Annotated in this window: 25 protein-coding genes; 15 read left to right on the plus strand and 10 right to left on the minus strand. The window is 39.6% G+C overall.

The window, feature by feature from the left end; translation table 11 throughout:
• Nucleotides 1–328: 328 nt before the first annotated feature.
• From MTN96_RS13815 to MTN96_RS13840, 6 genes are read left to right on the plus strand one after another with little or no spacing between them, the layout of a single operon-like run.
• Nucleotides 329–994 carry a Bax inhibitor-1/YccA family protein gene (locus tag MTN96_RS13815; RefSeq protein ID WP_008112034.1) on the plus strand — a complete coding sequence of 222 codons (666 nt, stop codon included), beginning with the start codon at nt 329–331 and terminating at the stop codon, nt 992–994.
• 55 nt (nt 995–1,049) lie between these two features.
• The gene (tusD, locus tag MTN96_RS13820) at nt 1,050–1,403 is read left to right on the plus strand and encodes a sulfurtransferase complex subunit TusD (RefSeq protein ID WP_036982547.1); all 354 of its coding nucleotides are present in this window, start codon (nt 1,050–1,052) and stop codon (nt 1,401–1,403) included.
• A complete protein-coding gene (gene tusC, locus MTN96_RS13825; RefSeq protein WP_008112028.1) occupies nt 1,400–1,756 on the plus strand; it encodes a sulfurtransferase complex subunit TusC in 357 nt (118 codons plus the stop codon). Before tusD ends, tusC begins: the two co-directional genes overlap by 4 nt.
• Nucleotides 1,753–2,019: a DsrH/TusB family sulfur metabolism protein gene (locus tag MTN96_RS13830; RefSeq protein WP_028835169.1), complete on the plus strand. Its 267-nt coding sequence runs from the start codon at nt 1,753–1,755 to the stop codon at nt 2,017–2,019. Before tusC ends, MTN96_RS13830 begins: the two co-directional genes overlap by 4 nt.
• A gap of 3 nt (nt 2,020–2,022) precedes the next feature.
• Entirely contained in the window at nt 2,023–2,352 is a 330-nt protein-coding gene (locus MTN96_RS13835; protein ID WP_008112024.1) for a TusE/DsrC/DsvC family sulfur relay protein, read from the plus strand.
• Nucleotides 2,352–3,041 carry an rRNA large subunit pseudouridine synthase E gene (locus MTN96_RS13840; RefSeq protein ID WP_214552885.1) on the plus strand — a complete coding sequence of 230 codons (690 nt, stop codon included), beginning with the start codon at nt 2,352–2,354 and terminating at the stop codon, nt 3,039–3,041. The genes MTN96_RS13835 and MTN96_RS13840 overlap by 1 nt, the downstream gene beginning before the upstream one ends.
• A gap of 44 nt (nt 3,042–3,085) precedes the next feature.
• Here MTN96_RS13840 and MTN96_RS13845 read toward each other — a convergent pair whose 3' ends face one another.
• Entirely contained in the window at nt 3,086–4,360 is a 1,275-nt protein-coding gene (locus tag MTN96_RS13845) for a diguanylate cyclase (protein WP_248531956.1), read from the minus strand.
• A gap of 463 nt (nt 4,361–4,823) precedes the next feature.
• Between MTN96_RS13845 and mnmA the strand changes: the two genes are divergently transcribed.
• The 5 genes from mnmA (at nt 4,824) to MTN96_RS13870 (ending at nt 9,619) form a co-directional block, all read left to right on the plus strand.
• On the plus strand, nt 4,824–5,924 hold the full coding sequence (gene mnmA, locus MTN96_RS13850) for a tRNA 2-thiouridine(34) synthase MnmA (RefSeq protein WP_036982542.1): 1,101 nt from the start codon (nt 4,824–4,826) through the stop codon (nt 5,922–5,924).
• Entirely contained in the window at nt 5,924–6,526 is a 603-nt protein-coding gene (hflD, locus tag MTN96_RS13855; RefSeq protein ID WP_248531957.1) for a high frequency lysogenization protein HflD, read from the plus strand. The genes mnmA and hflD overlap by 1 nt, the downstream gene beginning before the upstream one ends.
• 31 nt (nt 6,527–6,557) lie before the next feature.
• The gene (gene purB / locus MTN96_RS13860; protein ID WP_069439525.1) at nt 6,558–7,928 is read left to right on the plus strand and encodes an adenylosuccinate lyase; all 1,371 of its coding nucleotides are present in this window, start codon (nt 6,558–6,560) and stop codon (nt 7,926–7,928) included.
• An 80-nt stretch (nt 7,929–8,008) separates the two neighbouring features.
• Nucleotides 8,009–9,151: a cupin domain-containing protein gene (locus MTN96_RS13865; RefSeq protein WP_248473812.1), complete on the plus strand. Its 1,143-nt coding sequence runs from the start codon at nt 8,009–8,011 to the stop codon at nt 9,149–9,151.
• Nucleotides 9,152–9,160: 9 nt separating this feature from the next.
• A complete protein-coding gene (locus MTN96_RS13870) occupies nt 9,161–9,619 on the plus strand; it encodes a GNAT family N-acetyltransferase (protein ID WP_248531959.1) in 459 nt (152 codons plus the stop codon).
• Between the two features lie 32 nt (nt 9,620–9,651).
• Here MTN96_RS13870 and MTN96_RS13875 read toward each other — a convergent pair whose 3' ends face one another.
• Together MTN96_RS13875 and MTN96_RS13880 are read right to left on the minus strand one after the other, a co-directional pair.
• On the minus strand, nt 9,652–10,869 hold the full coding sequence (locus MTN96_RS13875) for a pyridoxal phosphate-dependent aminotransferase (protein WP_036982532.1): 1,218 nt from the start codon (nt 10,867–10,869) through the stop codon (nt 9,652–9,654).
• Nucleotides 10,870–10,997: 128 nt separating this feature from the next.
• The gene (locus MTN96_RS13880; RefSeq protein WP_036982530.1) at nt 10,998–11,342 is read right to left on the minus strand and encodes an Hpt domain-containing protein; all 345 of its coding nucleotides are present in this window, start codon (nt 11,340–11,342) and stop codon (nt 10,998–11,000) included.
• A gap of 132 nt (nt 11,343–11,474) precedes the next feature.
• On the opposite strand from MTN96_RS13880, the gene MTN96_RS13885 reads away from it, so the two are divergent.
• On the plus strand, nt 11,475–12,068 hold the full coding sequence (locus MTN96_RS13885) for a tRNA-uridine aminocarboxypropyltransferase (protein ID WP_036982528.1): 594 nt from the start codon (nt 11,475–11,477) through the stop codon (nt 12,066–12,068).
• Between the two features lie 21 nt (nt 12,069–12,089).
• Complete coding sequence (locus tag MTN96_RS13890; protein WP_248531961.1) at nt 12,090–12,875, plus strand: CLCA_X family protein; 786 nt, start codon at nt 12,090–12,092, stop codon at nt 12,873–12,875.
• Between the two features lie 17 nt (nt 12,876–12,892).
• Here the strand turns inward: MTN96_RS13890 and dcd are convergent, their stop codons facing one another.
• Nucleotides 12,893–13,477, minus strand: coding sequence for a dCTP deaminase (gene dcd / locus MTN96_RS13895; protein ID WP_013465052.1), 585 nt, complete (start codon nt 13,475–13,477; stop codon nt 12,893–12,895).
• A 2-nt stretch (nt 13,478–13,479) separates the two neighbouring features.
• The gene (apbC, locus tag MTN96_RS13900) at nt 13,480–14,556 is read right to left on the minus strand and encodes an iron-sulfur cluster carrier protein ApbC (protein WP_248531963.1); all 1,077 of its coding nucleotides are present in this window, start codon (nt 14,554–14,556) and stop codon (nt 13,480–13,482) included.
• 177 nt (nt 14,557–14,733) lie between these two features.
• Here apbC and metG point away from each other — a divergent pair, with 177 nt between their 5' ends.
• Nucleotides 14,734–16,758: a methionine--tRNA ligase gene (gene metG, locus MTN96_RS13905; RefSeq protein WP_013465054.1), complete on the plus strand. Its 2,025-nt coding sequence runs from the start codon at nt 14,734–14,736 to the stop codon at nt 16,756–16,758.
• A 112-nt stretch (nt 16,759–16,870) separates the two neighbouring features.
• On the opposite strand, the gene MTN96_RS13910 is transcribed toward metG, so the two are convergent.
• Nucleotides 16,871–17,512, minus strand: a complete 642-nt coding sequence (locus MTN96_RS13910; RefSeq protein WP_248531965.1) for a hypothetical protein — start codon at nt 17,510–17,512, stop codon at nt 16,871–16,873.
• Between the two features lie 224 nt (nt 17,513–17,736).
• Nucleotides 17,737–17,910, minus strand: a complete 174-nt coding sequence (locus MTN96_RS13915) for a hypothetical protein (protein WP_190276266.1) — start codon at nt 17,908–17,910, stop codon at nt 17,737–17,739.
• A 135-nt stretch (nt 17,911–18,045) separates the two neighbouring features.
• Between MTN96_RS13915 and MTN96_RS13920 the strand changes: the two genes are divergently transcribed.
• On the plus strand, nt 18,046–18,588 hold the full coding sequence (locus tag MTN96_RS13920) for a DUF3365 domain-containing protein (protein ID WP_036982519.1): 543 nt from the start codon (nt 18,046–18,048) through the stop codon (nt 18,586–18,588).
• Nucleotides 18,589–18,602: 14 nt separating this feature from the next.
• Here the strand turns inward: MTN96_RS13920 and MTN96_RS13925 are convergent, their stop codons facing one another.
• The 3 genes from MTN96_RS13925 to MTN96_RS13930 form a co-directional block, all read right to left on the minus strand.
• Nucleotides 18,603–19,124 carry a DUF2937 family protein gene (locus MTN96_RS13925; RefSeq protein ID WP_248531966.1) on the minus strand — a complete coding sequence of 174 codons (522 nt, stop codon included), beginning with the start codon at nt 19,122–19,124 and terminating at the stop codon, nt 18,603–18,605.
• Nucleotides 19,125–19,230: 106 nt separating this feature from the next.
• The gene (locus MTN96_RS37030; RefSeq protein WP_282452041.1) at nt 19,231–19,365 is read right to left on the minus strand and encodes a hypothetical protein; all 135 of its coding nucleotides are present in this window, start codon (nt 19,363–19,365) and stop codon (nt 19,231–19,233) included.
• A 180-nt stretch (nt 19,366–19,545) separates the two neighbouring features.
• Nucleotides 19,546–20,076: a heme-binding protein gene (locus tag MTN96_RS13930; RefSeq protein ID WP_248531968.1), complete on the minus strand. Its 531-nt coding sequence runs from the start codon at nt 20,074–20,076 to the stop codon at nt 19,546–19,548.
• Between the last annotated feature and the right edge of the window lie 152 nt (nt 20,077–20,228).

Genomic DNA, 20,228 nt, shown 5'->3' on the forward strand with positions numbered 1-20,228 from the left:
GGATTTGAACCCTAGAGGGGCTATAAACCCCTGCCGGTTTTCAAGACCGGTGCATTCGACCACTCTGCCATCTCTCCTCACGGCCTGAATAATAGGGAAACCCATGGGCTTTGTGAAGCTTTTTTTTCAATTATTTGTTCAAGTGATTAAAAAACAACTAATTTGTTTAAACATAAAGCAAAAGAGCAATTCCTATACGCCGAGTGAACTTTTATTTAAATTTAATTGTCTATTGATCTACAAAGGTTTGCCCAAACATATAAGAGTTGATAATCTAATTTTAGTTAAATTACAGGAACTAATTAGTTTCACTTACAGGAGCTCTACAATGGCATTTAATCAATCGTACAATACTGCAAAGCCGGTAATGTCGACCATTGAAACAAACAAAGTGCTTAAAAACACTTATTTTCTACTTGCAATGACACTTGCATTTAGTGCCGTCACCGCTGGCATTTCAATGGCACTGCAATTACCTTATTTCATGGGACTAGTGTTCACTCTGGTTTCGTTTGGCCTTCTTTTTGTTGTAAACAAAAAAGCCGACACAGCATCTGGTGTATTTTGGGTGTTTGCGTTTACAGGATTAATGGGCGCTGGTTTAGGCCCACTCCTTAATCACTATGCGCAATTACCTAATGGCCCTATGCTAATTATGCAAGCGCTAGGTTCTACAGCGTTAATCTTCTTTGGTTTATCTGCTTATGCACTTAACACTAAAAAAGATTTCTCGTTTATGGGTGGTTTTTTAACTGTGGGCTTAATTGTGGTTATCGTGGCAAGTATTGTAAATATTTTCCTAGGTAGTTCTTTAATGTTTATGGTACTAAACGCAGCCGTGGTATTAATCATGTCTGGCCTAATTTTGTTCGATACGAGCAGAATCATTAATGGTGGCGAAACGAATTATATCCGCGCAACGGTTTCTTTATACCTGAGCGTTTATAACTTATTTACGTCTTTACTTGCGTTACTTGGCGCAAATAATGACTAATTAAATAGTTCTGTTAAAATAGCCCCTTTATTGGGGCTTTTTTATTGGAATAGTTTTGGCACGCTTTGTACTTTCTTTACATACTCCACCATCGGATCACGATACCACACAGCGTATTGTTAAATTTGCTCACGCCTGTTTAGCACAAGGGCATAGTATTGATGCAATATTTTTATACCAAGATGCTATCTATCATGCTTCTACGCATTTTGAACTTGCCTCAGATGAGCTCAATTTATCCTCACTTTGGCAACAACTAGCCGACAAAAATATTAATTTAATGCTGTGCGTTACGGCAGCTGAAAAGCGTGGCTTAGATATGCAAAATACTGGTGTATTCGCTGTAGCGGGCCTCGCTGAATTTGCTATGTTAGCCAGTGAAGCAGATAAATGGATACAATTTAAATGATTAATGTACTCGTTATTAGTCAATCAAGCCCATTTGATGACATGCATATTCGCGATGCACTCGATATGACGCTTATTTTTGCCGCAGTTGATCAAAATATAAGTTGGTTGTTTAGCGGTCCTGCGGTGCTAGCTCTTAAAAAAAATCAAAGCCCGAATAGTTTGGGGCTTAAAGATTTTTTTAAAAATATTAAAACCCTAGAAATATATGATGTTGACAATATCTACGTGTGTGAGAAGTCACTCATTGACTACGGTTTAAGTAAAAATGAGCTACTTATTGAAGTAAAAACCGTTAACTTTAATGCCCAAAAACAGTTAATTCAAAATCAGCAGCACGTGGTAACGCTATGAGCACTTTACATATATTTTCAAAACCACTGAATTACTACAGTGCAAACAGTCTCGATAATCTGATTATGCTAACAGACTCGGTTTTATTAGTGGGTGATGCCTGTTTTGCTAAAGGGCAATACAGACAATTTGCCGATTCGCTTTATATTTTAAAGGACGATGCAGCGGCGCGTGGTATCTCTTTAAATTTGAATGATAAAGCGATTAGCTATGATGAGTTCGTTACCCTAAGTTTATCATCTAAACAATCAATTACTTGGTGATTTATGCTGGAATTTAATAATCAAACAATAGACACAGATAAGCAAGGTTACCTGCTAGATCATACTGATTGGTCTAAAGAATTGGCCGATGTTATTGCACAACATGAAAGCATTATATTAACCGAACAGCATTGGGAAGTTGTTAACTTTGTGCGCGCATTTTATCTTGAATACAACACCAGCCCGGCAATTAGAATGTTAGTCAAAGCGATGGCTAAAGCGCTCGGTGAGGATAAAGGTAATAGCATGTACTTGTATAAACTTTTTCCAAAGGGACCAGCTAAACAAGCCACTAAAATTGCGGGCTTACCTAAACCTGCACGGTGTATTTAATGAAACAAAAAGCTAAAAACACGTCATCTTCAACAAGTAAACGCAATACAGGTCGTACATATTCGCGCAGTGCTGTAAAAAAGAGCCCGATAAAAAGAGCAATTAAGCCACAGATAGCCCAAAGCGATAAAAAAGTTATTTTATTTAACAAACCTTATGATGTCCTTTGCCAATTTACAGACGAGCAAAATAGACAAACACTGGCTAATTTTATTCCTATTAAAGATGTTTATGCTGCGGGTCGCTTAGACAGAGACAGTGAAGGCTTGTTATTATTGACCAATTGCGGGAAATTACAAAATACCTTAACCGCTCCTGGTAAAAAAACCAACAAAACGTACTGGGTACAAGTTGAGGGGGTGCCTACAGAAGCATCTATTGATGCGCTCAGTCAAGGGGTCGAACTCAAAGATGGATTAACCTTACCTGCACAGGTAAAGTTAATCGATGAACCAGCGCTTTGGCCACGCACTCCCCCAGTGAGAGAACGTAAATCAATTCCAACATCTTGGTTGAGTATCACTATAAACGAGGGGAAAAACCGTCAAGTTCGACGAATGACCGCACACATTGGCCACCCAACGTTACGGTTAATTCGCTATAGTATTGGTAAATACACACTCGATGGAATTGAAACAGGTCAATATAAAATCAGTGGACCACAAACCAACAGTAATACTTTACGTTAACCTTTGCTTATCTGGTATTAAAAGCAAAGGTTAAACATGCTGTGTTATTCATGCCTTCCTAAGGCAATACAATTTCTGCCCTGCTTTTTTGCATAATACAGCGCACTATCCGTTGCTTTAAAGAAATCGACATGGTTAGTTTTTTCGCCATGTTTTACCGTATGAACTCCCATACTCACAGAGAGAAAGCCAGTAAAACTATCTTCATGAGCTATCGCTAAATCTTCAATAGATTTTTGTATTTGTTCTGCAATAAAGAGCGCACCTTGATCATCTGTTTGAGGGAGTAAAACAACAAACTCTTCTCCGCCATAGCGCGCTACAAAGTCCTCAGGACGACTGACTGTTTCTGCCAGCTTTTGCGCTACGCTATGTAAACACTTATCTCCGGCAACATGACCATACCTATCATTAAATTTTTTGAAATTATCTATATCAATAATGATCATAGAAAGTTGAGTATTTACTTTTATCAGTTTTTTAAATTCAGCATGTAATTTTTCGTCAAAACGGCGTCTGTTGGCAATTTTAGTCAATGAGTCTAAAAAGGCCATATCGCTGAGTATCTCTTGGGTTTTCAAACGCTCCGTCGCATCGTTAAATACAGCAATAAATTCACTTTCTACACTAATACCTGACACTTGCATTATCACTTTCGAACCATCTTTACATACAATTTGATAGTCATTAGCGGGAATATCGTCATTATTTTTATTTGCCTGCGCTAAAGATTCACCCCACATCGTTTGAACAGACTCTCTATAACTAGGCTCAGGATACGCGACCTTCCACCACTGTTTTAAATTAGGAATATCATCAATTGTATAACCAAATACATCTACAAAGCGTTGATTAAGCTTTAAAATATCGCCGGTTACCATACAAACATTACACACGGGCAAAGGCAAAATAGTAAATAATTTTGCATAATGGCTCAGCTCATGTTTTCGCATTGGATGTTCAGTTGCACTACTAACAAAACGCTGCTGTTCAACGTGTTTCATTTCAAGAGAAGCATTCATAGTGGCAACAAAATGCCATTCTAACCACCACTTTTCTAGCTGCTTTAAAATGACTTGTTGAAAGGGATTAATAAAGTCTAAAGAATGTTCAATGAGTCTAAATAGCGCTGAAATAGGGTTGGGTTCTTCAAAGCGGTAAGGACGAGGAACCCTAATGGTTTGATAAAACAGTTGGTAAGCTGATTCTTTAACGTTATGTGGCAATTGTTCTGCTACTAAGCAATCATCGCGTTGTACCTTTGTTGATAACTCAACAACGTAAGATTTTACCTTTTGTGCTTGAGAAGCATAATTCATATATTCATTCCATTGACTATATTATAAATACTTATTTGCGTGTTTATTCAATTTAAACTCATCTAAAGGTATTGCATAATCATTTGATTGTAAAGGTTTGTTAATAACAATAATAAATATATTCTTTGATATTCTTTAAATAGTACTAACACCTTAAATAAACAACATTTACTCATCACTTATAACTTAAATGAGTGTTTGTAATTTAATGGCCTGACATTTGGACCTGTTGTTCTTTGCAAATTAAAATGTGTTCAAACAAAGGGGCTACAATAGCACCGCAAAATGTGTAATCAAATCGGCTAAGTAAAAATCGACTAACAAAGAGTAAATCATCCCGAACCAACAAAAAAAAGCAACAAAATCTATTCAATAGCCCTTCCTCTCTTTAAGCACTTACAAAATACATGCTATAATCGCGGCCTTTCCAAGTTAACAGTAATCTGTATAAGCGAAATTATTCATGAGCGAAAATAGTCACATTAAAGTCATCGTTGGTATGTCCGGCGGTGTTGATTCTTCTGTATCTGCATATTTATTAAAACAACAAGGCTACCAAGTAGAAGGCTTGTTTATGAAGAATTGGGAAGAAGATGACAATGATGAATATTGCGCTGCCGCTGAAGATTTAAAAGATGCCCAAGCTGTCTGTGACAAATTAGGTATTGAACTTCATACCGTTAACTTTGCAGCCGAATACTGGGATAACGTATTCGAATACTTTTTAGCTGAGTACAAAGCTGGTCGCACACCTAACCCAGACATCATGTGTAACAAAGAAATTAAATTTAAAGCCTTTTTAGAATTTGCGGCTCAAGCACTTGGTGCTGACTATATAGCAACGGGCCACTACGTACGTCGTGAGCTCAGAGATGATAAATATGTTATGTGCCGTGGCCTAGATGATAATAAAGATCAAAGCTACTTTTTGTACACATTGAGTCATGAACACATCGCGCAAACGCTGTTCCCTGTGGGAGATATTGCCAAGCCAGAAGTGCGCCGTATTGCTGAAGAGCAAGATTTAATTACCCATGATAAAAAAGACAGCACCGGCATTTGTTTTATTGGCGAGCGTAAATTTAAAGATTTCTTACAAAAATTCTTACCTGCTCAACCTGGTGTTATTGAAGACACAGATGGTAACAACGTTGGTGAACATGAAGGCTTGATGTACCACACCTTAGGTCAGCGCAAAGGCTTGTTAATTGGTGGTATGAAAGAGGGCTCAGGCGAACCTTGGTATGTTGTAGACAAAGATGTTGAACGCAATGTATTGATTGTGGGCCAAGGTAAAAATCACCCTCGCCTTTACAGTAATGGCCTAAATGCCAACCAATTACACTGGGTAGATCGTGTTGGTCCTCAAGGTACTACTCGTTGCACCGTAAAAACACGCTACCGTCAAGAGGACCTAAGCTGTACCTTGTTAGTCGGTGAAGATGGTATGGCACGCGTATTATTTGATGAGCCACAAAAAGCGGTAACCCCAGGACAATCTGCGGTATTTTACGCTAATGAAGTATGTTTAGGTGGCGGTATTATTGACTCGGTGATCAAATAATGAATCAACACCAAGTCATGGCGCTTGCAGCCATGTGTCAAGTGGCTAAGCAAGTTCAGAAGGTTGCTCAGTATGGTCGCGCTGATGAACAAGATTTATCGATTTTATTATCGAGTATTGTGCAAACCTCGCCAGCGTCCCCTGAAGATGTGTATCAAGGTGAGCATAACTTACGTGATGGCTATAAAACATTGATGGCACAACTGAGTGCCGGTGCTCAAAAAGATGTAGAAATAGTCAAATATGTGGGTGGTTTAATGCAGTTAGAGCGTGCGCTTAGTGCTAACAGTAAAAACCTCAATGAATTAGGTAAACGTATTGATGATATTCATCGTCGTTTAGACCATTTTGCTATTACCGATGACAGTGTTGTTGCCGGTTTAGCAGATATATACTCGTCGGTGCTAAGCCCCCTTGGGCACCGAATTCAGGTTTATGGTAAACCCGAGTTATTAAAACAGCAGCTCACGCAAAATAAAATCCGCGCATTACTTTTAGCCGGAATTCGCAGTGCAGTATTATGGCGACAAATGGGCGGCAAACGTCGTCATTTCTTTTTTGCAAAAAGAAAAATTCTCGCCATAGCTAAAACAAAAATTTAATTATCGTTCAAACTAAAATTTAGGAGTTATTATGGAGCTTTCAGCGTTAACGGCTATCTCTCCGGTTGATGGTCGCTACGGCAGCAAAACCACTGAACTACGCAGTATTTTTAGCGAATTTGGATTAATCAAATACCGCGTAACCGTTGAAGTGCGTTGGTTGCAAGCGTTAGCTGCAGCAAGCGAGATTAAAGAAGTCCCCGCTTTTAGCGACGAAGCGAATGCGCTGTTGAATGCCATTGTAGATAACTTCTGTGAAGCTGATGCTCAGCGAGTTAAAGACATCGAACGCACGACAAACCATGATGTTAAGGCCGTAGAGTATTTACTAAAAGAAAAAGTAGCTGATAATGCTGAGCTACACGCAATTAATGAATTTATTCACTTTGCCTGTACCTCTGAAGATATTAATAACCTATCTCATGGTTTAATGTTAAGTGAAGCGCGTAACAACGTCGTTTTACCTTACTGTGATGAGTTATTAAGCGCTATTAAAGAAAAAGCAATTGAGTACAAAGCCATTCCAATGATGACTCGTACACATGGACAGCCTGCAACGCCTTCAACTATGGGTAAAGAGTTTGCAAATGTTTACATGCGTTTAAAGCGCCAACGTGACCAAATTGCACAAGTAGAAATGCTAGGTAAAGTAAACGGTGCTGTGGGTAACTACAATGCACACCTTAGTGCATACCCTGACTACGATTGGCATACCCACGCCGATAAGTTTGTAACTAGCCTAGGTTTAACTCTCAACCCGTTTACCACGCAAATTGAACCGCATGATTACATTGCAGAACTTTTTGATGCAATTGCACGCTTTAATACTATTTTGCTCGATTTTGACCGCGACATGTGGGGCTACATTGCACTTAATCACTTTAAGCAAAAAACTATTGCGGGTGAAATTGGCTCATCAACTATGCCACACAAAGTGAACCCAATTGATTTTGAAAACTCAGAAGGTAACTTAGGCTTAGCCAATGCTATCTTTGGTCATTTAGCACAAAAACTACCTGTGTCTCGCTGGCAACGTGATTTAACTGACTCAACCGTATTACGTAACTTAGGTGTAGGTATGGGTTATGCGGTAATTGCATACCAATCAACCCTTAAAGGTGTAAGCAAACTTGAAGTGAACGAGCAACGTTTAGCAGATGAGCTTGACCAAAACTGGGAGCTGCTCGCTGAGCCAATTCAAACCGTTATGCGTAAATACGGTATTGAAAAACCATATGAAAAGCTAAAAGATTTAACCCGTGGTAAACGTGTAAATCAAGAAATTATGGCTGATTTCATCGATGGTTTAGACCTACCAGAAGCTGCAAAAATTGAAATGAAAAAACTAACGCCGGCTAACTACATTGGTCGCGCTGTTGAGTTTATTGATGATTTAGTTTAATCACTCAAATCTACTAATAAAAAGCGAAAGGTACCTGCCTTTCGCTTTTTTCATTTAGGTCTTAACGTTATAGGCATTCTATGTATCAATTAAAAATAAATGAATTATCAGAGCAAGCGTTCTTAAGTCAATATTGGCAAAAAAAACCACTGTTGATCAAAGCTGGTTTTAAAGATTTTCAAGACCCACTTGATGCGAATGAACTCGCAGGCCTTGCTATGGAAGACAGCATAGAATCGCGCATTATTACTAACCACAACCAACAATGGCAATCGCATCAGGGGCCATTTGACGATTTTGAAATACTCACTGATCAGCATTCGACGCTACTCGTGCAAGCAGTGGATCATTGGCACCCAGAGGCTGCTCAGTTACTTGAACCTTTTCGCTTTATACCAAATTGGCGCATAGATGATTTGATGATCAGCTACTCAACCCCAGGTGGCGGTGTTGGCCCACATCTAGACCAATACGATGTATTTATTATTCAAGGTGAAGGTAAACGCCATTGGCGGGTAGGATTACCCGACCCAACACTAAAACAATTTGCCCAAAATAAAACATTACTGCAAGTTGAAGCTTTTAGTGCTGTGATTGATTGTATTTTAGAGCCCGGTGATATTTTATATATACCACCCGGTTGTCCTCATGAAGGCTATGCGGTTGAAAATGCACTCAACTATTCAGTCGGTTTTAGAGCACCTAATCAGCAAGATTTACTTTCAAGTTTTGCTGATCATATTATCGACACAGAAAGCGGCCAAAAAAGGTATACCGACCATACCCTCGCCCTGCGTGATTCCAAAGGTGAGCTAACCCAAAGCGAAGTCGATAAAGTAAAAACGTTAATGCAAGCATTGCTTGAAGACGAGAGTTTATTTAAACACTGGTTAGGTAACACCCTTAGCCAACCTAAGCATGATATGGACTTAGCCCCTGAAGAAGACCCATTTAGTGTCGCACAAATACAACAACTGCTTGAAAACCAAGTAACATTTGAGCGTTTAGGGGGCACACGTGCTATTTATCAATGTATGGATGCAGAGTTACTTCTAAGTATCAATGGCGAAAACTACGCTTTACCCTTATCTGATTTAGAAGCGGTAAAACAGCTTACTGATTTTATTGAATTTGATAGTAGCGTGCTTAATGCAACCACACCTAGCCTAGATTTTATCGAAACTTTTACTACACTGGTTAATGAAGGTATTTGGTTTAGCTAGGAGGAGGTCATGGTTTATACCATTGACAAAGTTGATTGGCAAAGTGAAAAAAGCCAACTGCAACATATAAGGGAGCGAGTGTTTGTATATGAGTTACATATTCCTAAAAGTATTGAATTTGACAACTTAGATGCACTCGCTCAACATATTCTGGTCACCGATAATATGCACTCACCTGTTGCCACAGGTCGATTATGTAATGATGGTTTAATTGGAAGAATCGCCGTATTGCCGCAGCATCGCAACCGCAATGTTTATAAGTCACTGCTTAATTTCATTGTTAAATTAGCAGCGGAGCAAGGTATTGAAGCAATCAGTATTAATTGTATTTTAAACGAAGTAGAACGATTCAAAAATAATGGGTTTACTGTGCAAGGCCACGTCTTTATGGAAGCAGGTATCCCAAGGCAACGTATGCAGTGCCCTATTGCATGCTTTGAAACACGACCATTTACTTTAGTGCATTAACTAAAAAACGAGCCCCTTGGCTCGTTTTTTCTTTATTCTTGTCGGTAATCTTTGAAAAAACGCTGCATTTTCATCATTGCACTCGATAAATCATCTTTATTGGGTAAAAATACCAATCTAAAGTGATCAGGCTCTGGCCAGTTAAAGGCGCGCCCATGCACTAATAATATTTTTTCTGCTTTTAACAAATCAAACATCATTTGTTCATCGCTTTTAATATTGAATTTAGCGGTGTCCACTTTAGGGAAAGCATAAAGCGCCCCTTTTGGCTTTTTACAACTAATTCCATCAATCGCATTTAAGCCGCGCCAAGCAATATCTCGCTGCACATATAAACGCCCACCGGGGTCTATTAAGCTATCAATTGATTGAACCCCTCCCAGTGCTTGCTGAATTGCATATTGTGCGGGCACATTGGCACAAAGACGCATTGAAGCAAGAATATCTAAGCCTTTAATTAAATCTGTCATTAATGCCGTGCGACCACTTAACACCATCCAGCCCATTCTCAGCCCAGCAGCACGGTATGTTTTAGCTAAGCCATTAAAGGTGATGATAGGGAGATCATCACATAATGAACCAATAGAAGTATGGGTAACGCCGTCGTATAGAATTTTCTCGTATATTTCATCGCTTAACAGCAGTAGTTTGTGCTCTCGAGCAATATTGATCAATTCTTCAAGCAAAGCGTCACTGTACACAGCCCCGGTTGGGTTGTTGGGATTAATCAGCACTAATGCTTTGGTTTTAGAAGTGATTTTACTTTTGATATCGTCAATATCAGGAAACCAATCTTGCTCTTCATCACACAAGTAGTGAACCGGATTACCACCTGCTAATCTTACCGAGGCTGTCCAAAGTGGATAATCTGGGGCAGGAATTAACACTTCATCATCATTATTCAACAGTGCTTGAGTAACCATTTGGATAAGTTCACTCACACCGTTACCAATGTAAATATTATCAACGTCTAAATTGTGTAAGCCACGCTGTTGGTAGTGCTGATAAATAGCAACACGCGCAGAATAAAGACCTTTAGAGTCACAGTACCCTTGAGCTGAATATAAATTACGGATGATATCGCGATGCATATCTTCTGGCATATCAAAACCAAATGCGGCGGGGTTACCTATATTAAGCTTTAATACCTTTTGGCCCTCATCCTCCATTTTTTTAGCTTGCACTAAAACGGGACCTCGGATGTCATAACAGACGCCGTCTAATTTATGACTCTTTTTTATTTCTGACATTGTTACCTCTAAAGAGCAAGTTAGTCATTAGACTAACGCAGTAAAGCCGTGAATTACTAGAAAAATTAAGCGCTTAAAACTGAAAAAAATTCACGTTAACACTCTTTTTTATTACTGTTAAAACACGCTTAGCGTCCAGCTAACCATGCATTTAGTTTTGCTTGTGAACCAGTAACTTGTGCCATTAATCCATGGGCTGCATTAACAGCCTGCTCGTCATTCCCGTTATTTAAATTATATTCAATTAAACGGGCAACTTCGGCTAAACTTGCCGCACCAAATTGAGCGGCGTTTGATTTAAGGCTATGAGAGTGGCGAATAGCAGCCTCTTTATCTTGCCCAATCGCAGCAATTGCTTCGTTACCCAATCGCTCAAATTCCGCACAACAAAATTCCAGCGTATCTGGAAATTGTTCTCCTAATAGCGATTCCATACTTTCTAAAGCGGATTCGTCAATATTGATCTCTGTCATATTCATGCCCTTCAATACGGTCCATCGATTTTCTTCTTATCTCTTACTCTATATCTAAGCACAAAAAAAACCAACTTTATTAGTGCAAAAATGTATAATTACGGCAAATGTACTAACGACATAGTGTATTCAATGGCACGCCCTCTTTGTAAACAGTGTAACTTTTCGCTAAGCACTTGTATTTGCAGCGCAATTACCCGTGTTAATAACCAAACTCAGGTTATTATTTTGCAGCACCCCAGTGAAGCAAAAGTTAGCAAAAATACGGCGCAGCTATTAGCTTTGGGTTTAACCCACTGTAAAATTATTAGAGGCGAAAATAATCAGGACTTCGCCAGTTTACAAGACCTGCCTATTGAATCGAGCGTATTACTCTACCCAAGCGAGAGCGCCGTAAAATTAGACCGACCGAATAGTAAAGAAAATCTACAAGAGATTACGCATTTAATTGTGATTGATGGTACATGGAATAAAGCCTTTAAAATTTTGCAATTAACCTCGTTATTACAACAGTTTAAAACGGTAAGCTTTAGCCATATCCCCACCAACCGTTATGCTATTCGTAAAGCCCCTAGAGCAGATAGTTTATCGACACTAGAAGCTGTAGCACATAGTTTATGGCTCATAGAAGCACTAAACCCTGCCCCCTTGTATGGTTTATTAGAGGAATTAATAAAAAAACAAACCCAACACATGCCCGCTCACGTAAAAGCACGTTACTTGTAATAAGCTGAAATAAAATAACCGATGCGTAATACCACATCTCGATTAAAACGCGGGTTTTCTCGCCAAGGTCCCGACTATCGTTTTGACGATCAAGTCGATTTTAGTGATATAAGAACCACATTTAGTTTTCGTTCTATGGTGGTTGGTAAATGGGTTACTAAAGAAGAGCGCTTTATTAGTGCCAACTTAATTTATGATGCGCTGGCTGATTTAGCGCAGATTTTGCATTTACCACCCACAGCCATTGGCCTGCGTGGCAAACTTAATTTCGCTTTTGGTCACGGTGGACAAAAAGGCGTGCAAGCACATTATAATGCGTATGACCAAACCTTAGCACTGGCTAAAAATGCAGGCGGTGGCGCTTTAGCCCATGAATGGTTTCATGCTTTTGATCATCATATTAGTGAGCATTTGTTTAAATCAAAAACCCGCTTTGGTTTCGCTTCTAAGTTATGGTTATCAAACTCACCCGACTTAAGCCATCCACTTAATGATGCACTTAATCAATTTTATAAACAGGTGTTTTTAGAGCAAAGCGGTGAACATGCCAATGAATTTGTAAATAAATGCATTGCGTTTGATAAAGCGCATAATCAGCTGTATATGAGTATGCCAGAGGAGCTTGCTGCTCGGTGTTTTGAAGCCTGTATCAACGAGCATCAAACAATCAAAAACAGTTTTTTAGTCGGCGGTTTGAGTAATAATAACTTAATTTATCCTGAGCTAAATCACACGTTACACGCCAATGAAGCGCTTAACCATTATTTTCAACTATTAGGTTATGCGCTTCATCAACTAGAAAAATAAGCTATTGTTTAGCTCAGTTATTTATCGTCACTGATACGGCTTGCTACCGCACTATTCTGATCTTTATATTTTGCATCAATGCGGGTGTTATAAGGGCTTTCACACGGACCGGTAAGTGTTTCAAAACTCATTGCGCCAATTTTCATCATAGGTCTGAGTGCAAGCGGCAGCTTACCAGAGTTATAAAACTCTAAAACAATATTACCACTCCAACCAGGATCGATTCTGTGTGCTGTAACATGCACCATTAAACCCAAACGTGCCAGCGATGAACGCCCGTCTAACCAACCAACAATGTCTGCAGGTAGGGTTACTTTTTCATAGGTTATTGCCAACGCAAGCTCGCCAGGATGTAGAAAAAACGCTTCGCCTTCAGCTAATACAATTTCGTCGCTCATGATTGATTCTAACGCTTTATTAAGCTGATCTTTTGGACCACTTAAATCAACATAAGCGGCATTATGGGCATGAAATGTTCTAAACTTATTACCTAAGCGAAGATCAGCGGTAACCCCTGAAATCATTTCACTCGTTGGCGCGGGCTCGATAACAATGCGCCCATCGTTTAAGTATTCTTTAATATGTGTATCTGAAAGTCTCATTTTTAATCTTCCGTAATCACAACGTCAATCGCGTTGTGATGTTGTTGATAGTAAAGCGTGCTGGCAACCAATCGCGCGGCCGCGCTGTAAGTTTTGCTAATAACCGCATCTGTATCATCGGCAATCAACTTACCTTGCTCAGAGGATTCTCTGATATCAATCGCAAGCGGAATATGCGAAAGCACAGGCACACCATGCTTAAGGGCTAATTTTTGCGCACCGTCTTTACCAAATACATGGTTGGCCTCGCCGCAATGCTCACAAATGTAATGGCTCATATTTTCAATCAAACCGAGCACTGGCACATTTACTTTATTAAACATAGCAATACCCTTTTGCGCATCAGCAAGCGCTAAGTCTTGTGGCGTCGTGACAATCACGGTGCCACTGGCTGGCACTCTTTGGCTCATGGTTAATTGAATATCACCGGTACCTGGCGGCATATCTACAATTAAATAATCAAGTTCACCCCAATCGGTTTCATTTAAAAGCTGACTAAGCGCCCCTGAGGCCATTGGACCGCGCCATACGGTGGCATCATCGCTGGGGACTAAAAAACCGATAGATTGCGCTTTAATACCATTGGCATCAAACGGTTGTAATTGTTTATTGTCTTTTGTAACCGGCTCACTGCCAACTAATCCTAATAACATAGGAATTGACGGACCGTAAATGTCGGCATCTAGTATGCCTACTTTTGCGCCTTCATTTTTAAGCGAACCCGCAAGATTTACAGCCGTAGTAGATTTACCCACCCCACCTTTTCCTGAGGCGACTAAAACAATATGTTTAATGGCTTTAAATTTCGCAGCCTCTTTAAGGTGAACACTAGCCGTTACGTTTACATCAATCTTTAAACGCTCAGTCAAAAATTGAGCCACATGCGGCATTTCAGATTGCGCCGCAAAAGGGAGATTGAGTTTAACCGTAATTGATTTATCAGTGTTTTGAGTGATATCAGCAATGAAATCTTGCTCAATACCCACAGCGAAAGCGGCACTGCGATAGGCCGCTAGAGCAGAAATAATCGGTTGTTTTTGCACCGATTTTGCAGAGAATAGTTTCGACAGTCCAAACATAGCAATAAAATAGCGTTTCTTTGATGAAAAGTGCCACGGAATTATGTAACATTCAGGGCATTAACACCAGTCAATTAGTAAATATCGATAAGCAGTGTGCTCTGTTATCACTTTGCTTATCGATAATGTAATAATTTTCATCTGTTCCTGACTAGGAACGCTTAATTCGGAATGATTATGGCACAGCGAAAGATCCTGATTACTAGCGCATTACCTTATGCCAATGGCCCTACCCATTTAGGGCATTTATTAGAGTATATTCAAACTGATATTTGGTCGCGTTTTCAAAAACTACAAGGCCACGAAGCGTACTATGTGTGCGCCGATGATGCTCATGGCACACCTATTATGCTTAATGCGCAAAAGCAAGGGATCACGCCTGAGGAAATGGTAAAAAACGTTAGTATCGAGCGCCAACGCGACTTTGCTGATTTTAATATCAAATTTGATAATTACCACAGTACCCATAGCCAAGAGAATAAAGAATTTAGTGAGCTTATTTATAATCGCCTTAACGATGCCGGTCATATTAAAAAGCACACTATTTCACAGTTATTCGATCCAGAAAAAGGCATTTTTCTGCCAGATCGCTTTGTCACTGGCACGTGTCCTACATGTAAATCGGAAGATCAGAACGGGGATAGCTGTGATGCCTGTGGGGCAACCTACAGCCCAACCGAGCTGATTAACCCACGCTCTGTCATGTCAGGTGCTGAGCCTATCTTAAAAGATTCTGAGCATTACTTTTTTGATTTACCCGCCTTTGAAGACATGCTTAAAGAGTGGCTACATTCAGGCACAATTCAACAAGAAATGGCCAACAAGTTAGATGAGTGGTTTGCCGATGGTCTCCAGCAATGGGACATTAGCCGTGATGCACCTTATTTTGGTTTTGAAATTCCAAACGCACCAGGTAAATACTTTTACGTATGGCTAGATGCGCCTATTGGTTATATGGCGAGCTTTAAAAACTTATGTGATAAGCAGGGCATCGACTTTGATGCATTTTGGCAAGAAGGTTCAGACGCTGAGCTTTATCACTTTATTGGTAAAGACATCATCTATTTCCACAGTCTATTTTGGCCTGCCATGTTAGAAGGCGCTCAATTTAGAAAGCCAACTAACGTATTCGCCCATGGTTTTGTTACGGTCAATGGCGCAAAAATGTCTAAATCAAAAGGTACGTTTATTAAAGCGCGTACTTATTTAGATAACCTAGACCCAGAATTTTTACGTTACTACTACGCAGCTAAACTTAATAGTGGCATTACCGATTTAGATTTAAACCTTGAAGATTTTGCACAACGTGTAAACTCAGACTTAGTAGGTAAAGTAGTGAATATTGCCAGTCGTTGTGCTGGTTTTATTACTAAAAAGTTCGACGGTAAGCTGAGCAATACAGTTATGCAACCTCAACTGCTTGCAGAATTCCAGAACGCATCAGCGACAATCACCGAATATTACGAGAACCGCGAATACAGCCGTGCAATTCGTGAAATCATGGCACTTGCTGATAAAGCAAACCAGTTTATTGATAATGCCGCGCCTTGGGTGCTTATTAAAGATGAGTCAAAGCAAGAAGAAGCGCATCAGGTTTGCTCACTAGGACTTAACCTATTTCGCGTGTTGATCACTTACTTAAAACCCGTGCTACCTGGCATGGCAAGTAATGTTGAAGCCTTTTTAAATGATGAATTATCTTGGCAGGGTGCGCAAACAGCGCTAGTAAACCACCCTATCAATAAATTTAAGCCGTTAATGCAACGTGTAGAAATGGATAAAGTGAATAAAATGGTTGAAGAATCAAAAGAAAGCTTAGTTGCTGAAAAAGACAAAATCGATCCTAATAGCCCACTTGCAAAAGAGCCTATTAGCGAAGAGATTGAGTTTGATGACTTTGCAAAGGTAGACCTGCGTGTTGCTAAAATTGCCAAAGCAGAGCACGTAGAAGGCGCTGACAAGCTGCTTAAATTAACCCTTGATTTAGGCGGTGAAACTCGCCAAGTGTTTGCTGGAATTAAATCGGCTTACGCACCAGAAGACATTGAAGGTAAATTAACGGTAATGGTTGCTAACCTCAAACCACGTAAAATGCGTTTTGGAATGTCTGAAGGCATGGTACTTGCGGCAGGCCCTGGTGGTAAAGAAATTTACATTCTTAACCCAGACGACGGCTCTGAGCCGGGTATGCGCGTAATGTAATTATTATCGCTTAAAGCCGCTAATATTTAGCGGCTTTTTTTCATTTGTTATTTAGCTATTCTAATGAGAGTTTTTAACGCCGCTATTCTCTGGTTTGCTCCCTGAAAAATAATTAAGCATTATTGCGATTTGGTATTACTGCAACAACTTTTGCTAAGTGAATCACCAAGCTTTGCGAGCTAATATACACAAACCAGTTTATATAGCGCACTTGAGGGTAAAAGCCTTGCCCCTGATTACCATAAATCCAAAAAGCACCAATAATGGCATCAGCCAATGCAGCAAGGAAAAGCCCTAAGCTCACCCACACTATTGATTTGGGTGCGTTAATCCCACCATAGGCAACAACTAATACCAGACCCATAAGCCCAACAGCCGTTATCACTAAGCTATAAACCCCAGTCATAGCTAAAATAGTATCTCCTGCCCCCTCAAGATACATAGTAGAGAGCGACGCACTACTTAGCACCAACACAACAACAAAAAAAAGTGCACTTTTTATAAGCGACACCCGGCGTTTTATATTAAAAGCTAACACACAGGCTATAAATAAAAGGCTGTAACCAGGTGCAAAAAATAAGATTGAATCAACTAAGTAATCATGTTTTATCAAGGTACTATAGCGATAATAGTGTTGAGGTAAATTAAAATTAACCACATCACCCGCGATACACAACATAAAAGCGCCACTGCCTAAAAGAGCAATAAAGCGTAATTGTTGCTCTTTAAAACGTTTAAATACCCAAGCTGACATCGTTACACTATTAAACATAAGTAAGCAGAGCGAACTCAGTGTCAATAGCATTAAAACACGTTTATTTTCAGGCGCAAGTAGCCCTATTAACATCACAGCTAAAGCGCACAGCCAAGCTATAAAAGTAATAATTTGATGCGGATGTTTTATAGATAACGGATTAATTGCACTATCCAACCTTTAAAATTAATAACGTTAACTTAGCAAGTTTTTATCGCCCAAGGCTATTTTTTGTTTTGCATGTGTTGTATTTCTTTTCGTGTTTTAAGCCTACATTGCGCTAACTGTTCGAGTCGAATTGCTTTAATAGCGGCTAATGGATCTTGTGCATTAAGTCCACCAGCATCATGGTTATTTTGTTGGTTTATTATTTTACTCTCACCGTGCTTATTGTGCATATTTTTTCTCTTGAAACTGTTTATCGATTTTAGGCGCGGTGCCTTAAGTAAAAAAGTGCTTAAACGCTAAACGATATACTTGAAAAACACCTGATACCCTGTATATTAGAATATTCTAATATTAAGAGGTGTATTATGCGCATTATTTTGCTTTTTTCCAGTTTATTTCTTTCATCCGCTGCTTTTGCTAACAATACCGACGAGGCACGACAAACCATTAAGGCATTTTCAAGTGATTTAAAACAGGTACTGGTTAGTACTATGAAACAAAGCGGCCCACTAGCGGCAATAAGTGTATGTAATACAGCTGCACCCGCTATCGCTTCACAACATAGCAATAGTCCTTGGCAAATTAGCCGTAGTGCTTTGAAAACTCGTAACTCAGATAATCAACCCGATGCATGGCTCAAAAATGTTTTATTAAACTTTGAACAACGTAAGCTCAATGGCGAGCCGGTAGCAAGCATAGAATATCAAGAGCAAAGACCGGATGGCTGGTATTTTGTAAAAGCGATTCCTACTCAAAAAGCATGTTTAGCGTGTCATGGCAGTCAGGTTGACCCCACTGTTTCTAAAAAAATAGCGACTTTATATCCTAATGATCAGGCAACTGATTTTAAACTGGGTGACATTCGTGGCGCATTTGTTGTTAAAAAGGACAGTGAAAATCACCAATGATAACTCATTGACGATCAGCTATTAAATTTTACTGCATCGGATGCAATACGCTTTTTACGCCAAACATATAAAGTATGTGGCAGCATAAGTAATTGATTTAATAAAATAGCTAATACCAATGCAAACAACACTGCACTTGCGGTTAAAGGGATACCTAACTTAAAGTTATCAAGTGTACTTTGTAATCTGTCAACGCGCTCAAGGGAGAACATATACAGCATTTTTTGCACTAAATTACCTTGTTCAAAAATAGCCATCCCTTTTTTTAAATCGGCAAATTGCAGTAATGTTTGCTGTTTTTGATTTGCATCGGCTCTAACGCTAGGTTCAGCGTTAGCTAAGTGGCGGTTTATCATCGCTTGCATGCTAGAAAAGTTATATTGCTTGGCCGTTTTTGCATAGCCATCAACTTGCCACTTGGTGGCATGGTATAAGCCCGCTAAATGTTGTTGGTAATGATCACTCAGCTGCGGTAGTTGCAATGAAACAATAAAAGCGCAAGCAAATAGTAGTTTATCAAACATCTTAACAATCATAGTTATGCCTTTTGCAGCTCTGATTTAAAAATGAGTACAGGTAACTATAACATGCACTCATTATTTACTAATTGAATTATAAAAGGACAGCTCGCTGCTTTTTTAGTTACCTTGCTTGGTGAAATTGGCGGTGCAAAGCATGAACTTGCTCTGCAAGTGCCGGTACTGGACCATAAACCGCCGTATTGGGAGAAATAGCCTCAATAGGCAAAGGATTGACCGGTGCTGTAGCAACGTGCATTTCACTTAGACATGCCCATTAGCATCAACAAGCACAGAGCCAAACGGTTCATCTCCTGCTTCTAACGCCTCTTTAGCTAGTGCTACGGTGCGTTTTAAGTGCGCTAAATCAGTCTCGTTCATAATCTGTAAACTCCTTTACTATCACTTTTGGGGATATTTAGTAACGTGATCTGTTTTTCTACTGCGCTAACCATAACGCTTTGATCCCTGCTTTTGCAACAGGTACATCCTCACTGCCATGAGCACCGCCAACTCCCACAGCCCCCACCACAGTATCGTTTATATAAATAGGCACCCCGCCATCCAATATTAAAATGTTTTCACCTAAATAACGAAGGTCTGCTGGAATAGTGCCCTCTTTTATGCCTTTTGCTATAACTGCGGTTTTACGCTTTTGCGAATTGGCGGTATAGGCTTTTTTATAACTGGCACGAATAGTATGAACACCGGCACGATGATCGCGAAGTACCGCCAGCGTTTGCCCAGATGCATCCACAACGGTTATTGATACAGCTAAATTGTCTTTGTGCGCTGCTGCAGACGCTGCGTTGATTATACGCTGTGCCATTTTACCCGTTAATCGTGCCATCATAGCCACATTTTCAAGCTGTTGATTATGTGTATTTATCTGCATTTCAGTTTGTCCAGCAACAGACGCTAATGAAGAAAGTGATGTAATGAGCGCTGTAAAAAGAGCCCATTTTTTCATGGTTTATTTCCTATTGTTAATTAATGACGTTATATCGCTGAACTGGATATAAAAAATTGAAAATAAACAGACCGTGTTTACTCATAAAAGCTTTCACGAGGAGGGTTAATAGCTGGCTTTGCTTTTTATTAAATACCTTTATTGGGATAAAG

Source organism: Pseudoalteromonas sp. 2CM28B, assembly GCF_023161935.1.

Bases quoted from the DNA above. Each gene is read 5' to 3' on its own strand.
- MTN96_RS13930 (WP_248531968.1), bottom strand. From the start codon at position 20,076: ATGAAAAAATGGGCTCTTTTTACAGCGCTCATTACATCACTTTCTTCA.
- MTN96_RS13835 (WP_008112024.1), top strand. From the start codon at position 2,023: ATGCTGGAATTTAATAATCAAACAATAGACACAGATAAGCAAGGTTAC.
- MTN96_RS13880 (WP_036982530.1), bottom strand. From the start codon at position 11,342: ATGACAGAGATCAATATTGACGAATCCGCTTTAGAAAGTATGGAATCG.
- dcd (WP_013465052.1), bottom strand. From the start codon at position 13,477: ATGAGACTTTCAGATACACATATTAAAGAATACTTAAACGATGGGCGC.
- mnmA (WP_036982542.1), top strand. From the start codon at position 4,824: ATGAGCGAAAATAGTCACATTAAAGTCATCGTTGGTATGTCCGGCGGT.
- MTN96_RS13870 (WP_248531959.1), top strand. From the start codon at position 9,161: ATGGTTTATACCATTGACAAAGTTGATTGGCAAAGTGAAAAAAGCCAA.
- MTN96_RS13845 (WP_248531956.1), bottom strand. From the start codon at position 4,360: ATGAATTATGCTTCTCAAGCACAAAAGGTAAAATCTTACGTTGTTGAG.
- purB (WP_069439525.1), top strand. From the start codon at position 6,558: ATGGAGCTTTCAGCGTTAACGGCTATCTCTCCGGTTGATGGTCGCTAC.
- MTN96_RS13875 (WP_036982532.1), bottom strand. From the start codon at position 10,869: ATGTCAGAAATAAAAAAGAGTCATAAATTAGACGGCGTCTGTTATGAC.
- tusC (WP_008112028.1), top strand. From the start codon at position 1,400: ATGATTAATGTACTCGTTATTAGTCAATCAAGCCCATTTGATGACATG.
- MTN96_RS13915 (WP_190276266.1), bottom strand. From the start codon at position 17,910: ATGCACAATAAGCACGGTGAGAGTAAAATAATAAACCAACAAAATAAC.
- apbC (WP_248531963.1), bottom strand. From the start codon at position 14,556: ATGTTTGGACTGTCGAAACTATTCTCTGCAAAATCGGTGCAAAAACAA.
- metG (WP_013465054.1), top strand. From the start codon at position 14,734: ATGGCACAGCGAAAGATCCTGATTACTAGCGCATTACCTTATGCCAAT.
- MTN96_RS13925 (WP_248531966.1), bottom strand. From the start codon at position 19,124: ATGATTGTTAAGATGTTTGATAAACTACTATTTGCTTGCGCTTTTATT.
- MTN96_RS13890 (WP_248531961.1), top strand. From the start codon at position 12,090: ATGCGTAATACCACATCTCGATTAAAACGCGGGTTTTCTCGCCAAGGT.
- MTN96_RS13865 (WP_248473812.1), top strand. From the start codon at position 8,009: ATGTATCAATTAAAAATAAATGAATTATCAGAGCAAGCGTTCTTAAGT.
- MTN96_RS13830 (WP_028835169.1), top strand. From the start codon at position 1,753: ATGAGCACTTTACATATATTTTCAAAACCACTGAATTACTACAGTGCA.
- MTN96_RS37030 (WP_282452041.1), bottom strand. From the start codon at position 19,365: ATGCACGTTGCTACAGCACCGGTCAATCCTTTGCCTATTGAGGCTATT.
- hflD (WP_248531957.1), top strand. From the start codon at position 5,924: ATGAATCAACACCAAGTCATGGCGCTTGCAGCCATGTGTCAAGTGGCT.
- MTN96_RS13885 (WP_036982528.1), top strand. From the start codon at position 11,475: ATGGCACGCCCTCTTTGTAAACAGTGTAACTTTTCGCTAAGCACTTGT.
- MTN96_RS13840 (WP_214552885.1), top strand. From the start codon at position 2,352: ATGAAACAAAAAGCTAAAAACACGTCATCTTCAACAAGTAAACGCAAT.
- MTN96_RS13910 (WP_248531965.1), bottom strand. From the start codon at position 17,512: ATGTCAGCTTGGGTATTTAAACGTTTTAAAGAGCAACAATTACGCTTT.
- MTN96_RS13920 (WP_036982519.1), top strand. From the start codon at position 18,046: ATGCGCATTATTTTGCTTTTTTCCAGTTTATTTCTTTCATCCGCTGCT.
- MTN96_RS13815 (WP_008112034.1), top strand. From the start codon at position 329: ATGGCATTTAATCAATCGTACAATACTGCAAAGCCGGTAATGTCGACC.